The 13677-nt window shown below is 68.0% G+C and carries 12 protein-coding genes; 3 read left to right on the forward strand and 9 right to left on the reverse strand.

Annotated elements, in window-relative coordinates:
- Positions 1–54: 54 nt before the first annotated feature.
- The 4 genes from ACTXGA_RS14815 to ACTXGA_RS14830 all read right to left on the reverse strand — a co-directional run bounded on the left by ACTXGA_RS14815 (position 55) and on the right by ACTXGA_RS14830 (position 5881).
- The gene (locus ACTXGA_RS14815; protein ID WP_443394920.1) at positions 55–2808 is read right to left on the reverse strand and encodes a DUF2339 domain-containing protein; all 2754 of its coding nucleotides are present in this window, start codon (positions 2806–2808) and stop codon (positions 55–57) included.
- Between the two features lie 192 nt (positions 2809–3000).
- Entirely contained in the window at positions 3001–4011 is a 1011-nt protein-coding gene (locus ACTXGA_RS14820) for a YcjF family protein (protein WP_443394921.1), read from the reverse strand.
- Positions 4008–4469, reverse strand: coding sequence for a GNAT family N-acetyltransferase (locus ACTXGA_RS14825; protein WP_443394923.1), 462 nt, complete (start codon positions 4467–4469; stop codon positions 4008–4010). Before ACTXGA_RS14825 ends, ACTXGA_RS14820 begins: the two co-directional genes overlap by 4 nt.
- A complete protein-coding gene (locus ACTXGA_RS14830) occupies positions 4466–5881 on the reverse strand; it encodes a YcjX family GTP-binding protein (protein WP_443394925.1) in 1416 nt (471 codons plus the stop codon). Before ACTXGA_RS14830 ends, ACTXGA_RS14825 begins: the two co-directional genes overlap by 4 nt.
- Positions 5882–6022: 141 nt before the next feature.
- On the opposite strand from ACTXGA_RS14830, the gene truA reads away from it, so the two are divergent.
- Positions 6023–6790: a tRNA pseudouridine(38-40) synthase TruA gene (gene truA, locus ACTXGA_RS14835; protein WP_443394927.1), complete on the forward strand. Its 768-nt coding sequence runs from the start codon at positions 6023–6025 to the stop codon at positions 6788–6790.
- Positions 6791–7133: 343 nt separating this feature from the next.
- Here the strand turns inward: truA and ACTXGA_RS14840 are convergent, their stop codons facing one another.
- The 4 genes from ACTXGA_RS14840 to ACTXGA_RS14855 form a co-directional block, all read right to left on the reverse strand.
- Positions 7134–7940 (reverse strand): phytanoyl-CoA dioxygenase family protein, encoded by an 807-nt coding sequence (locus ACTXGA_RS14840; RefSeq protein ID WP_443394928.1) that lies wholly within the window; start codon positions 7938–7940, stop codon positions 7134–7136.
- Positions 7941–8024: 84 nt separating this feature from the next.
- Entirely contained in the window at positions 8025–8621 is a 597-nt protein-coding gene (locus ACTXGA_RS14845; RefSeq protein ID WP_443394930.1) for an RICIN domain-containing protein, read from the reverse strand.
- Between the two features lie 101 nt (positions 8622–8722).
- Positions 8723–9241, reverse strand: coding sequence for a DUF3726 domain-containing protein (locus ACTXGA_RS14850; RefSeq protein WP_443394932.1), 519 nt, complete (start codon positions 9239–9241; stop codon positions 8723–8725).
- Entirely contained in the window at positions 9238–10887 is a 1650-nt protein-coding gene (locus ACTXGA_RS14855; RefSeq protein WP_443394934.1) for a hypothetical protein, read from the reverse strand. The genes ACTXGA_RS14850 and ACTXGA_RS14855 overlap by 4 nt, the downstream gene beginning before the upstream one ends.
- Positions 10888–10981: 94 nt before the next feature.
- On the opposite strand from ACTXGA_RS14855, the gene ybiA reads away from it, so the two are divergent.
- Positions 10982–11422 carry a riboflavin biosynthesis intermediates N-glycosidase gene (gene ybiA / locus ACTXGA_RS14860; RefSeq protein WP_443394936.1) on the forward strand — a complete coding sequence of 147 codons (441 nt, stop codon included), beginning with the start codon at positions 10982–10984 and terminating at the stop codon, positions 11420–11422.
- Between the two features lie 44 nt (positions 11423–11466).
- Complete coding sequence (locus ACTXGA_RS14865; protein ID WP_443394937.1) at positions 11467–12609, forward strand: amidohydrolase; 1143 nt, start codon at positions 11467–11469, stop codon at positions 12607–12609.
- Positions 12610–12634: 25 nt separating this feature from the next.
- Here ACTXGA_RS14865 and ACTXGA_RS14870 read toward each other — a convergent pair whose 3' ends face one another.
- On the reverse strand, positions 12635–13672 hold the full coding sequence (locus ACTXGA_RS14870) for a zinc-dependent alcohol dehydrogenase family protein (protein ID WP_443394939.1): 1038 nt from the start codon (positions 13670–13672) through the stop codon (positions 12635–12637).
- Between the last annotated feature and the right edge of the window lie 5 nt (positions 13673–13677).

Consider the following 13677-nt stretch of genomic DNA (forward strand, 5'->3'; position numbering starts at 1 on the left):
CCGATCCGGGAGGAATGCCCCCTGCGTGGCCCCTGCCGCCCCGATGGTCAAGCCTCAGCCGGTCTCTTCGGACGCTGTGCCGCGCGTCTGGACCCAGCGGTTGAGCCACGCCAGCCCGGCCAGCGACAGCCCCAGCAGCAAGAAGGAGAACACCCGCACCAGCCCGGCAAGCCCGGATATGTCGATCAGGAACACCTTGGCCACCGCCAGCCCGATCACCACCACCCCGGCCCGCCGCAGCCCGTCGGACCGCCGCGCCAGCGCCTGATAGAACAGCACGGCACCCGCCAGCAGCAGCGCAACCGTATAGCTGTACAGCTCCGGCTCCGTGATGCCGTGCACGATCCGCATGGCCTCACCGCCCTGCCAGAGATGGCGGATCACCATCCCCGCCCAGAACAGCGCCAGCGCCACCCCGACGGCGGCCAAACCAACCCGCAGAACCGGGCGCAGATGCGTCAGCCGCCACGCCCCGAAACCCAGCAGCACAGCAGGCAACAGGTAGGCCGGGGCCAGCGTGTTGAACAGCACCACCCCATGCACCGCCTGCCGGTCCAGCAGCGGGTTGCCAAGGCTCAGCGACAGCCCGATGCAGACAATCGACGTGATGCCGAACATCGCCGCCAGCGCGATCCGCAGCCAAGTCATCGCCCCGCCCAGCCGCAGACGCTCCAGCTGCGCCAGCGCGGTGCAGATCCAGATCGCCCCGTACAGGCCAAGCGCCCAATGCGATTCCTCTGGCGCGTGGCCCACAAAGGTCTCGATCACATGGTACAGCGTCAGGCTGACGGTCATGCCGCCCACCGACCACGACGCACTTTCAAGGAACACCCGCGCGCGCGGGCGCTCGCGTCCAAGGATCAGCCACAGCGCCGCCAGCAGCGCCGCCAATGTGCCGCCATAGGCCGCCAGCATCTCCAGCACCGGCGCCTCGGTCGCCCAGTTCAGCCCGGGATCAAGCACCAGCCGATACCCCAGCGCAAGGATGCCCGCCACGATGAACCCGGTCATCTGCGGCAGATCGAACCGGCGGTCCAGCGCCGCGGCGCTCACCACCACCGCGGCCAGCGCCAGCGTCAGCGCCGCCTGCGTCAACAGCAGCGTCAGCGCAAAGGCGATACAGGCCAGCGCCGAAACCGTGGCCAGCGCCGTGCGCAGGCGCTCCTCGCCATCGGCCTTGGCAAAGATCGTGGCCTTCAGCACCATCAGCGCCGCCAATGCCAGCGCGTGCAGCGCCCAGGGCCAATCGCCCAGCCGCTCAGAGGCCGTCCAAGTGAACTCCAGCGCCAGCCCGGTCAGCGGCGCAAACAGCGCCGCCGCCGCCGCCCAGACCGGGGCAAACCGGCCCGGCTGCAGGCTGCGCCAGAAAGCGGCCAGCCCGATGACCGCAGAGGCCAGCAGCACATAGGTCACATCCAGCGGCATCCGCTGTTCCGTCAACCCTTCCTGCGCGTTCATCGTCCCGATCAGCGCCTCCAGTGCGGGGCTGTTCAGAATGGGCGATCCGACCATCGCCAGAAAGGTCAGGGCCGGCAGGGCGCAAAGGTCCTGCAAGGCAGGCGCACCGCGCGACCAATAGATCATCAGCGCTGCCAGACCGGCGGCCAGCGCGGCGGAAACCCACCACGTCGTCACCGACATCTGCGCGGCATAGGCCAGCCCGACGCAGGTGCCGATCAGCGTCAGCAGGGTCAGCAGAACCGGGAAAATCGGTTTACCCTTGTGGTCAGAGGACAGGACAACCTCGCCGATGCAGGGGCCGGAATGGTCCGGCAGCAGGCCGCGCGCGGGGATTGTCGTGGCCAGCAGCGTCAGCGCCACGACAAACAGCGCAAAGCTGGCGGTCAGGCTCTCCGTTTCCGGCGAGGACAGCAGCAACATGCCAGCGGCAATGCCCCCCGACACCACCGACAAAACGCTGACCCAGGCCCAGCGGCGCAGCGTGTCGATGCCCAGACCCAGCGCCGCCAGCAGGCCGAAATAGACCAGCAACCATTGCGGCGTCTCGCTGCTGCCCCCCACAAGGAACGGCGCGGCCATGCCGCCGATCAGGCCGACAGCGGCCAACAGCGGCCCGTGCCGCCAGCCCAGCAGCAGCCCGAACAGGGCAATCCCGAACAGCGCCGCCAGCGCCGGACCGGGGGCCACAAGGTCATACAGCAGCCGCGCCGCCAGCACCCCGCCCATCAGAGAAACCAGCCCCGCGCCCGACAGGACAGAGGGCAGATAGGCCGTGGCCTTGCTTTCGTCGTCGCCAAATCGGCGGCGGATCATCTCTCCGCCCGCGATCAGCGCCGCGCCAAAGACCAGCGCCGCGACAACCCGCATGGTCGGCGTCAGCAGCCCGGTCTCGACCCCGTATTGCACAAGGAAAATCCCCGCCAGCGCCAGCGAAACGGCGGCAACCGCGTAGAACCAGTTTTCCGACAGCCAGCGCGCCAACCGGTCAAAGCCGGACGGCCCCCGGGGCGCGGCGGCGGCCTGCGCCACCGCGGGCGGCTCCGGGGTCGTGGCTGCGACGGAAGAGGCGGCCTCTGTTGCGGCTGGGATCGGGGCGGTATTGGCGGGAGCGGTCGTCTCCGTTTCACCCGGCACGGGCTTTATCTGAACCGGCAGCGGCACCGGGCTTGGCCCCGGTCCCCGCGGAGATGCCCGCCCGGTCTGGGCCACATTGCGTTCAAGGTCCTGCAACCGGCCTTGCAGTGTATTGACCTCCCGGCGCAGCCTGATCTGCGCAAAGATCAGGATGATCACCGCGACGGGCAGGGCCAGAACGGCCAGACCCAAGAGAACGAATAGCGCTTCCATCAAATGCCGGTCTCCGACTGTTCAGAAGGCGCAGTCTAGACCGGTGCGCGGAGGTGAGACAGGTCCGGAATGCCGGACCTTCGGATGTGGGGCTTTTGGGGGGCGTTTCCTAACAAAAGGTAAAATCGGCCCTGTAACCCCTTGATTCTGCATTCCCCCTAAGCTGTCCACGCGTGGACACCCCTGTCCGACCTATCCCTTGTCGGACATCACCAGCCCGCTCAGGCTCGACCGGATGATCGCCCGGACAGAGGGCCGCTTGCCCTTGCCAAATGGCAGCGGGCGGCAGACCTCCATCGCCGCCACACCCACCCGCGCGGTCAGCGCGCCATTCACCATCCCCTCGCCAAATCGGCGCGACAGCTTGCCCAGAAGGCCACCGCCAAGGATCGGTTCCAGCATGTCATCCCCGATGGCTACCGCCCCGGTGGCCACAAGGTGGGACATCACCGCCCGCGTCAGCCGCCAGCTGCCTAGCGTGCCGGACCGCCCGCCATAGATCTCGGCGATCCGCCGGATCATGCGCAGGTTCGCGGTCAGCGCCGCCACCACATCCGCCAGCGCCAGCGGCACCAGCGCCGTCACCGTCGCCACCTGCCGCGCCGCCGCCTCGACCTCGCGCCGGGCCGCCGTATCCAGCGGCGCCAGCAGCGCATCCTCGGCATGGGTCAACAGGCCCGCCGCGTCAAAAATCTCATCCCGCCGCTCGGCCAGCTTTTGGCGGCCCCAGCGGGTATCCTCGCGCCCCCGGTACAGCTTCACCAGATCGTCGGTCAGCCTGCGCGCCCCGGCCAGATCCTCATCCGCCAGCGCCGAGTCCGCCGCGTGGTGCAGCGAGTCGATCCGCGACAGGCGCGAGAAGGCAGCAATCTCCTTGATGGCGATCAAAAGGCAGACCAAAGCGAACAGGCCGAACAGGGCCGTCACCGCCCAGCCAAGGATCGGGGTGGAGGCGATCAGATCGGTCGCGAATTGCCACGCTGCGACAGAGGCCAGCGTCCCCACCAGCGCCAGCAGCAACCGCCAGAACCAGCGCGACAATACCGACGGCGGACGCGCCGCCAGCGCGGCGACCGTGGTCATGGCGGTCCCTTCCGGCGGCGCCAGGTGCGGTTCCGGCACCGGCGGCGCGGTGGCCGGGCTGGGCACATCACCGCTGTCGTCGAGGTCGATCAGGACGGGGCCTTTGGGGGGCTTGCTCATGCGCGTGTCTCCTCGGCGGCACGTTGCCAGCGGTAGCGGATGTCGGGCAGACCTTCCTCATTGTCGCCCTCGGTGCGGGCGATTTCGGAAAAGCCATGGCGCAGGTAAAACCGCTGCGCGCCGGTGTTCTGCTGAAAGGTCCAGAGTTCGAGCACGTCAGAGCGCGCCTTGGCCTCGTTTAGCAAGCCTGTCCCTACGCGCCGCCCCTGCGCCCAAGCTGCGACGAACAGAGCGTCGAGTTCATGACCGTCCAGCGCCAGAAACCCCGCCACGACATTGTCCAGCTCCGCAACCGTGACCCAGCCCCGGTCGATCAGCTTGCCCATGTGCATGATGTCCTGCGCGCCGGTGTGCAGGCGCGGCTTCCAAGGGCGCGCGTCCACGGCCTCGGTGATCATCGCGCCCAGCTTGCCTGCGTCGGTGCTGCGGGCCGGGCGCAGGGTGAGGACCGCGCTCACAGTCGGTCCCCGATCAGGAATTGCGCGGCGCGGTCCAGCCGGATGTGGGGCGGGCCTTCGCCGGGTTTCAGTGACAGGGGTGCGGGGGCGAAATTCATCACCGAATAATCCTGATCCAGCCAGCTTTCGGCCCCGTTGCGAGCCGGGGTCAGCAGATGGGTGGGATCTTCGGGCAGGGCGCCGGGATAGAATGCCGCCTGTTTGCCGGTTTCCAGCAGCGTGCCGCGCACGCAGGGCAGTTCCGTCCCGCCGTGCTGGATCATCTGTTCGGTGGTGGCGCGCAGAGCCGCGATGGACATGGCCTGCGTGTCGGCCCCGGCAAAGCGGGCACGATCCCGTGCCTCTCGCGTCAGGGCCTCCATGATGCCGGTCAGCTTGCCGTGTTGCAGATGGTGCAGGTGGTCGGCCTTGGTGGCGGCAAACAGGATCTTTTCCACCCGCTTGCCCAGCAGCAGGTTGGTGAGAAAGGCATTCGCGCCGGGGCGAAAGGCGGTCAGGATATCGGCCAGCGTGCCGCGCAGATCCTCCATCGCGCGCGGACCGGCATGGATCGCGCCAAGCGCATCGACCAGCACGATCTGGCGGTCGATGCGGCTGAAATGGTCGCGGAAGAAGGGTTTGACCACGCGGGTCTTGTAGCTGTCAAAGCGCCGCTCGAACTCTCGGTAGAGCGACCGACGCGGCGCGCCGGACTGCGGCGGCAGGGGCGCAAAGGTGAGGACAGGCGACCCTTCAAGCTCACCCGGCAGCAGGAACCGGCCCGGCGAACAGTCCGAAAACCCTGCCGCCCGCGCGGCATGTAGCGATTTTGTATAGGCGTCAGAGAGGGCGCGGGCGCGGTTTTCGTCGAGGTCCTGCGTGGCGTCCTCGGCCTTGAGCTGCTCCAGCAGCTCCGGTCCTCCGGGGCGCAGGGGCAGGCGGGACAGCATGGCCTCTGACCAGTCGGCATAGCTCTTGTCGATCAGCGACAGGTCCAGCAGCCATTCGCCGGGGTAGTCGACGATATCGAGGTGCAGCGTCCGGGGCCCCTGAAGCCCCGCCAGCAGTCCGGCGGGCCGGATCTTCAGCGACAGGCGCAGTTCGGACACCGCGCGGGTGCTGTCCGGCCAATGAGGCTGGCGCGCGGTGAGCGCCGCCAGATGGGTTTCGTAGTCGAAGCGCGGCAGGGTGTCGTCGGGCTGTGGCTGCAGAAAGGCGGAGAGGATGCGGGATTCGGATTCCGCCACCAGTTGCGGCATCCGCGCCCGGTCCATCAGGTTGGCGACCAGCGAGGTGATGAACACCGTCTTGCCCGCGCGCGCCAGACCGGTGACGCCGAGCCGCAGGGTCGGCTCGAAAAAGGTCTCGGACAGGGTGCCGGTGATGTTTTCGACGCTGCGGGTGAGCGTGTCGGCAATCGTGCCAATGACCATGCGGGCGCCTTTCACGGTGGTTCGGTGGCAACTTAGTCATTGGTGGGGCGCGGGGCCAGTGCAGCGGGCGGGGAATGTGGCGGATGTTGCGCGCTGCGCGCGGGATTGCCCCCGGGCGGCCGGGGCGCTAGGAGGCGAGCCATGCCCAGATACGCGCTTTTGGTGGAATATGATGGCCGGCCCTTTGCCGGCTGGCAGAGACAGGCGGATCAGCCCTCGGTGCAGGCCGCCATCGAGGTGGCACTGGCGCGGCTGGAGCCGGGCGCGCATACGATCGCCGCCGCCGGGCGGACCGATGCCGGTGTCCATGCGCGCGGGCAAGTGGCCCATTGCGACATGGCGAAGGAGTGGGAGCCTTTCCGTCTGTCGGAGGCGTTGAATTATCATCTCAAGCCCGCGCCGGTGGCGATCCGGGCGGCGGCGGCGGTCGATCACGACTGGCACGCGCGATTCTCGGCGGTGGAGCGGCGGTATCTGTTCCGGCTATTGATGCGGCGGGCGCCGGTCACGCTGGAGGCGGGGCAGGTCTGGCGGGTCAATCATCCGCTGGACGTGGAGGCGATGCGGGCGGGCGCGGCGCATCTGCTGGGGCGGCAGGATTTCACCACCTTTCGCTCTGTCATGTGTCAGGCGAAATCGCCGGTTAAGACGATGGATGAGATCACCATCGAAAAGGTCGAGGGACTGGCCGGGCCGGAGGTGCATTTTTATCTGCGGGCGCGGTCCTTCCTGCACAATCAGGTCCGGTCCATCGTGGGCACGCTGGAGCGGGTCGGGGCCGGGGCCTGGGCGCCGGACCGGGTGGGCACGGCCCTGGCGGCGCGGGACCGGGCGGCCTGTGGGCCGGTCTGTCCGCCGGGCGGGCTGAGTTTGATGGGTGTGGGCTATCCTGACGATCCGTTTTCCTGAGGGGGTGTCCACGCGTGGACAGCTTAGGGGGAAAGCAGGATCAAGGGGTTACAGGGACGAATTTACAGAGTTTTAGGGTTTGAGGGGGTTTTCGGCGCGCCGATTGGCGCGCTTTGACGCTTCAAGGCTCACCTGCAAACAGGCCCGCCTGTTTCGCGAACCCACCTCTCGCCGATTGATGCCTGAGACAGCGCCGCCGCCCCCGCAAGGGCAAGCCGTGCTGCGCACGGGGCTGCGCCCCCTTGCAGGGGCGACTGCGCCGCCTCGGACCGGCATCAGCGAAAGGCGGCTCCGGGAAACAGGCTGTGGCGGGGGTGGTCAGGTCGGGATCCGGGCCGGGGTTTCAGGCCGGGGCGCGGGTGAAGAGGGTGGGGAACCAGTCCTGCCGCAGCTTGTCGCCCTGGGTCATGCCGTGGTCAGGGAAGGGCGGCGAGGTGCGGCCCGGACGGGTGGTATAGCGCGCGTCGTCGCCCACAAGGCGCAGCGAGAAGGCGCGGCGGCGGGTCGGGCTGTCATTGCCGCGCGCGCCGTGCAGGATGCCGTAGTTGAAGGCCACCGCATCGCCCGGTTCCATCTGCCATTCACGGATTTCCATCCCCTCGGCATCCGGGTCGGGGACAGGCATGTAGGTGTCCGCGTCGGGGTAGAAGTTTTCCTCGGACAGCCAGCGGGTGGGCAGCACCGGTTTTTCCCAGAGATGCGAGCCCGCGACGCAGCGCAGCGTTGCCTGTGTCACCGGGTCGAGCGGGCTCCAAAAGCTGACGGTCTGTTGACCGGAGACAAAGTAATAGGGGCCGTCCTGATGCCAGGGCGTGGGTTTCGAGGTGCCGGGTTCCTTGACCAGCACGTGATCGTGGAAGAGTTGCGCCGTTTGCGATTGCATCAGGTCGGCGGCGACCTCGGCCACCGCGGAGGTGCGAATGACCTCTTCGAATTCCGGGATGCGCTGCCAGTTGCAGTAATCGTCGAAGAAGCGCCCCGCCTCACCGGGTTTGAGGTTTTCGGCGGCATAGGGGCCGGGCTGGTCCATGTTGCGGGCCACGCCCGCGCGCAGGGTGTCCACGTGATCGGCCCAAAGGCCGCGGATCACCACGACGCCATCGCGCTGGAAGGTATCGATATCGGATTGGGTCAGCAGCGGGTGGGGCATGGCGGGTCTCCGGTTTTTCGGCGGAGAGAACCATGCCCGCCCGGCGCGGGCAAGGGGCCGCCGGGGCCTTTGGTCAGGTCCCGATCACCCGTTGTCTGACACGCTGCCGCCGGAACTGGACGCAGGCGTGACATCCGAGGGGGCGGCATCGACACCCTCCTCGCGGGTGAATTTCCACAGCTGGCCCGAAACGTTCTGACAATTGTCCATGAAGGCCGCTCCGCCCAGCGTCGCGGCGGGAGCAAACCTGTTGCCTTCGAGGCATTTTCCGTCGCCCTGGAACATGGTTTTCATCCGGTACCAGCCGTCGCCCTGCGGTTCCAGCTTCCACAATTGACCCGAGACGTCCTGACAGCTGTCCATGTAGGCCGCGCCCTGCAGGGTGGCATCAGGGGCAAAGCGGTTGCCTTCGAGGCATTTGCCATCGCCCTGAAACAGCGTTTTGAGCCGGTACCAGCCATCGCCCTGCGCCTCGATTTTCCACAACTGGCCGGTGACGTTCTGGCAGCTGTCCATGAAGGCACCGCCGCCCAGCAGGGACTCCGGCGCGTAGCGGTTGCCTTCGAAGCATTTGTTTTCCGGCGCCTGGAACATGGTTTGCAACCGGTAGGTGCCTGAAAAATCCTGTGCCGCTGCGGGCAGGGCGAGGCAGGCCAGAAGGGCGGCGGAAATCATTTTCATCGTCGAGGCGCCTTATATGGTCCCGGCGCGGTCCTGCGCCACGGGGGCAGCCTGCGGCGGGGCGGCCTTCAGATCAAGCGTGCCGTGGCGATGGTGGCGGATCAGTCGTTGTCGATATCGCCCGCCCCGGCGCCGGCGCTGCGCGAGGCCTCTGAGGCGGGGACATAGGTGCGGGCGGCCAGCGCGGTTAGTGCGGCGACCAGCGGATCGGAGGCGGGGATGCGCGGCGGCAAGGCGGCGGGTGCGGTGCCGTCGGGGGCCTGTGTCAGGGCGATGCGGGGCAGGCCCTCGACCATGCGGACCGTGCAGCTGTCATAGGCCACGGGCAGCAGCTGCGCATAGCTTTCGGCCAGCCCCTCATCCCCCGGCTGCAGGGTCAGGCAGATGTCGGGGCCGGTCGCCTTCAGCGCGCGCGGGATGTCGTCCAGCATCAGCGGCAGGCGCAGGATGGGGCTGTCCTGTGGATTGGCCAGCGCGTCGGTCAGCGCCTCTGGCGCGCCACCGGTGCCAAGGTGACGGGCCGCGGCGCGGCCAAAGAGTTCGGCCTGACCGGGGGGGAAGCCCGCGCCGCGCGCGGCCTTTTGCGCGAGGGCGGTGATTTCATTGGCCGAGTAGCTCATGAGTGCAGACCCGTCAGCCACCAGTCGTCGCTGCGGTGGGTTGTCAGATCCTCTGGCAGGGGCGCGCCCTGCGCCAGCGCGATGCGGGTCCAGCGGTCTGATTTCGGGTCGAATTTCGTGGCGCCGAAGAAGGCGAGCTTGCACCGCAGCATGTCGATGGGCAGGCAGGTTTCGGCGATCAGGTTGTCATGGATTTCCGCGTAGGGATTGCCGGTGGCGCAGGCGACGCGGGCCAGCGCCAGTTCATGTTCGGGGTTTGCGGCGCGGAAGGCGCGCAGGTCTTTTTCGCCCTCAAGGGCCGCGTGCAGCGCCTTGACCCGGCGGGCGATGTCCAGCGGGCTTTCGCGGTCTGCGCCGGGTTCGGCGAAGCGGTCGCCAAGGCGGGGTTCCAGCTTTTCCTCGGAGACGTACCAGAACAGGCGGCTTTGATCGGGGGCGTCGTAATCCGGGGTCAGCGCCCAAGGGAAACGGGTTTCGATGGCAGCACGGACGTCCCCCGGGGTGTCGAAGGGATGGGGGTGCAGGCCGGCGGCATCTGCCATGGTCTCGGCCAGGTCGTCGATGAGCGGGCCGAAGGGTTCCAGCATCAGCGCGACGGTGAGTTCCTGCGTGTCGAGCGCCAGACCGGCGGTGCGGTGAAACAGGTGGTCCAGCGGGGCGTCGCCGGGCAGGTCCGTCAGAGCGGCCTGTACCGCGGGCCATTCGGTGCGGATCCGGTCGATGCGGGCCTGATGCTGCGGGTCGGGGACCTGCCATTCGTCAAGGTGTTGCGCGGCGCGTTTGGCCAGGGATTGCAGGGTGTCGGCCTCTTGCGCGGAAAGTGCGGGCAGGGCGCGGACCCGGGCCAGCGCGGTTTCGCGGGCATACATCCAGTTGTGCAGCAAGACGGGGTGCGAGACGAGGAAAGGCGCCATGCCCAGCCCGGTGGAATTGCCGATGCCGAGGTGACGCTTGATCCGGGGGTCGAGCGGGGCCCGACCGAGGTGTTCGGCAAGGTCGTGGGTGAAGGTCCGGATCAGCCAGACGGTCAGCATCTCGGCGGCGAAGGGGCCGTTCAACCCGGGGCGGTCAGCGATCAGGGCGCGGTCGGCGATGCCGAACTTGCCGTTGCCGTAGACGGCCGTTGTGCGCATCAGGTAGCCGGTGCGGTTGATCACCTCCGGGTCCGGCTGTTGCCCTGCGCGCAGGCGGTCGACCACATGGGCAAAGAGGCGGACGGATTTGTTGGCGCGGCTGAGGACGAGATCGCGTTCGGTAAAGCGCCCGGCCTCCTGTTTCGGGGCCTCGCGGGCGATGCGGGCAATGTCGGCCTCATCCGGGATGCCATCGTAGAGGACATAGGCGGTGTCCCAGGCTGTGGCGATCACGCGGTCGGTGCGGTCATCGTCCGATAGCGGGCGCGAGAGGGCCACGAGGCTGTAGATGTGGCCGCCAAGGGGGATGGAATAGACCGCCTCTCCGTATCCGTCGGCATCGATACGCCAGAGCGGGCGGGTGAGGCGCGCGCCCTCGGCGCCAAGGCGGCGGGTCAGGCTGCGCAGAAAGCTGAGCCGCGTCGGGAACATCGCGCCCATGCGCGCAAGGCGCATGACCGTTGCGGGCGGGCGCAGGGCTGTCTGCGGCGGCTGTGGGGCGTGGTCCTTCATGCCATGACTGTGCCAAATGGGCGGGGGTCTGGGAAGCATGGATTGCGGGGAAACCGGACTTGGCCCTGCGGCGGATTCGCGATTGAGGTAGGGGATGACCGGGACGATCTATTTCTACGCCCAGACAGAGGCCTATGCCGAGTTCTCCAACTTTGCCCCGTTCGGGGTCGAGATGGAGGGGTTGTGGTGGCGCACGGTGGAGCATTACTTTCAGGCGATGAAGTTCCATGACGCAGGTTATCGCGAGCAGATCCGCAGCGTGTCGAAACCCAAGCAGGCCAAGGCGCTGGGCATGACGCGAGCCATCCCGCTGCGGGCGGATTGGGACGCGGTCAAGGACGGCATCATGCTGCAGGCGGCGCGGGTGAAATTCACCACCCATCCCGGCCCGCGTGACCTGCTGCTGTCGACCGGCAGCGCGCGCATCGTCGAGAATGCGCCGATGGATGCCTATTGGGGCTGCGGGCCGGACGGGCAGGGGATGAACCGGCTGGGAGAGATCCTGATGCAGGTGCGGGCGGAGTTGCGCAGCTGAGCGCGGCATGAAACCCTAGCCCGCGAACGGGCAGGGAGGCGCGCATGGGTTTGGAAATCGACGGACATGATCTGGCACGGGCCGTGGCGCTGCGCCACGCCCTGCACCGGGCGCCGGAACTGTCGGGACAAGAGGCGGAGACGGCGGCGCAAATCGCGGCGCTGATGCGCGAGCTGGGGGCCGAGGTCACCGAGGGGCTGGGCGGAACCGGGGTTGCGGCGGTCTTTGGTTCTGGTGCGCGCGGCTTGCTGATCCGCTGCGAATTGGACGCCCTGCCGATTGTCGAGACCGGCGCGCCGGAGTGGCGTTCAGAACGGCCCGGCGTGGCGCATCTGTGCGGACATGACGGGCATATGGCGATCCTCTATGCGGTGGCGCGGGCCTTGGCGGGGCGCGACCCGGGCTGCCGGGTGATCCTGCTGTTCCAGCCCGCCGAGGAAACCGGCGCAGGCGCACGGGCGGTGCTGGCGGATCCGCGCTTTGCAGGTCTGAAGGCCGATATGGCGCTGTCGTTGCACAACCTGCCGGGCCTGCCGCTGGGGGCTGTCGCTCTGCGGGCCGGGCCCGTCAACTGTGCCTCGCGCGGGGTGAAGGTGCGCCTGACCGGACGGACCTCTCACGCATCAGAGCCGGACAAGGGCGTGTCGCCCGGTGTGGCGCTGGCCGGGCTGATCCCGGCGCTGGGCGCGCTGAGCCGCGATCTGCCGGTCAGCGATCCGGGTTTCCGGCTGGCCACGGTGACACATGCCCGGCTGGGAGAGCCGACCTTTGGCGTCGCGCCGGGAGAGGCTGAAGTCTTTGTCACGCTGCGCACGCTGCTGGACGACCAGATGGCCGCTTTGGAGGCCGAAGCGCGGGCGCTGATCGCGGCGGCCTGTGGGTCGCTGGGCTGTGAGGTGACGGTGCATGAGGCCTTTGGCCATTGCGTGAACGCACCGGAGGCGGTGGCGGTTCTGCAGGCGGCCTGTCACGGGGTGCCAAGGACGGAAACGGGTATCCCGATGCGCGCCTCAGAGGATTTCGGCCTGTTCGGCGGCGTCATGCCCGCAGCGATGCTGTTTCTTGGTTCAGGCGAGGCCTGCCCGGCGCTGCATGCCCCGGATTACGATTTTCCCGATGGGCTGATCGAGGTGGGGGCGGGGATATTCCTGCGCGCGGTGGAGGCGTTTGCGGGCGTGCCGGGCTGAAGCCCGGCCTACACCTGAGCGGCGGTCAGAAGCGGGTTATCACCGTCGCGCCGCTGTTTTGAAAGCTGTCCATTGCCATCAGCGCAGGCACCGCCTCATCAAGGCTGATGCGGTCGCCGACCAGTTGGTCGGGCGACAGCGCGCCGCTTTGGATCATGGTCAGCATCGCGCCATAGCGGTGCGCCTGCATCCCATGGCTGCCGTAGATTTCCAGCTCCCAGCCGATCACCCGGTCCATGGGCAGGGGTGGGCGGCTTTGGTCGGCCAGCAGCAGCCCCACCTGTACGTGGCGTCCGCGTTTGCGCAGCGAAAGGATCGAGTTGGCGCAGGTTTCCGGGTGGCCCAGCGCGTCGATCGACAGATGCGCGCCGCCGCCGGTCAGGTCATGCACCGCCTCCGGCACATTTCCCGCGCGGGCGTCCACCAGCCCCGTGGCCCCTATGCTGCGCGCCATGTCCAGCTTGGCCGCGTCGATGTCCACGGCGACGACCTGCGCCCCCATGGCGCGGGCGATCATGATGGCCGAGAGGCCCACGCCGCCACAGCCATGCACCGCCACCCATTCGCCGCCCGACACGCGGCCCTGATCGACCACGGCACGAAAGCTGGTGGCGAAGCGGCAGCCAAGGCTGGCGGCGGTGTCAAAGCCCATCGATTCGGGCAGGGCGATCAGGTTCAGGTCCGCGTGGGGCAGGGCCACGAATTCCGCGTAGCTGCCCCAATGGGTGAAACCGGGCTGAAACTGAAAATCGCAGACCTGCTGATGGCCGGCATGGCATTGCGGGCAACTGCCACAGGCGCAGATGAAGGGGACGGTCACCCGGTCGCCTTCTTTCCAGCGGGTCACGCGCGGGCCAACGGCGGCAATCGTGCCGGCCAGTTCATGGCCCGGCACATGCGGCAGGTCTATATCCGGGTCATGGCCCATCCAGCCGTGCCAGTCGCTGCGGCAGAGGCCGGTGGCCTCAACCTTCAGCACCACGCCATCGGGCGATGGCGTGGGATCGGGCAGGGTGGTGACCTTTGGCGCGGCGCCAAAGGCCTCGTAGATCATCGCTTTCATGTCGT

Source organism: Antarctobacter jejuensis (assembly GCF_052266595.1).
GTDB classification, from domain to species: domain Bacteria; phylum Pseudomonadota; class Alphaproteobacteria; order Rhodobacterales; family Rhodobacteraceae; genus Antarctobacter; species Antarctobacter jejuensis.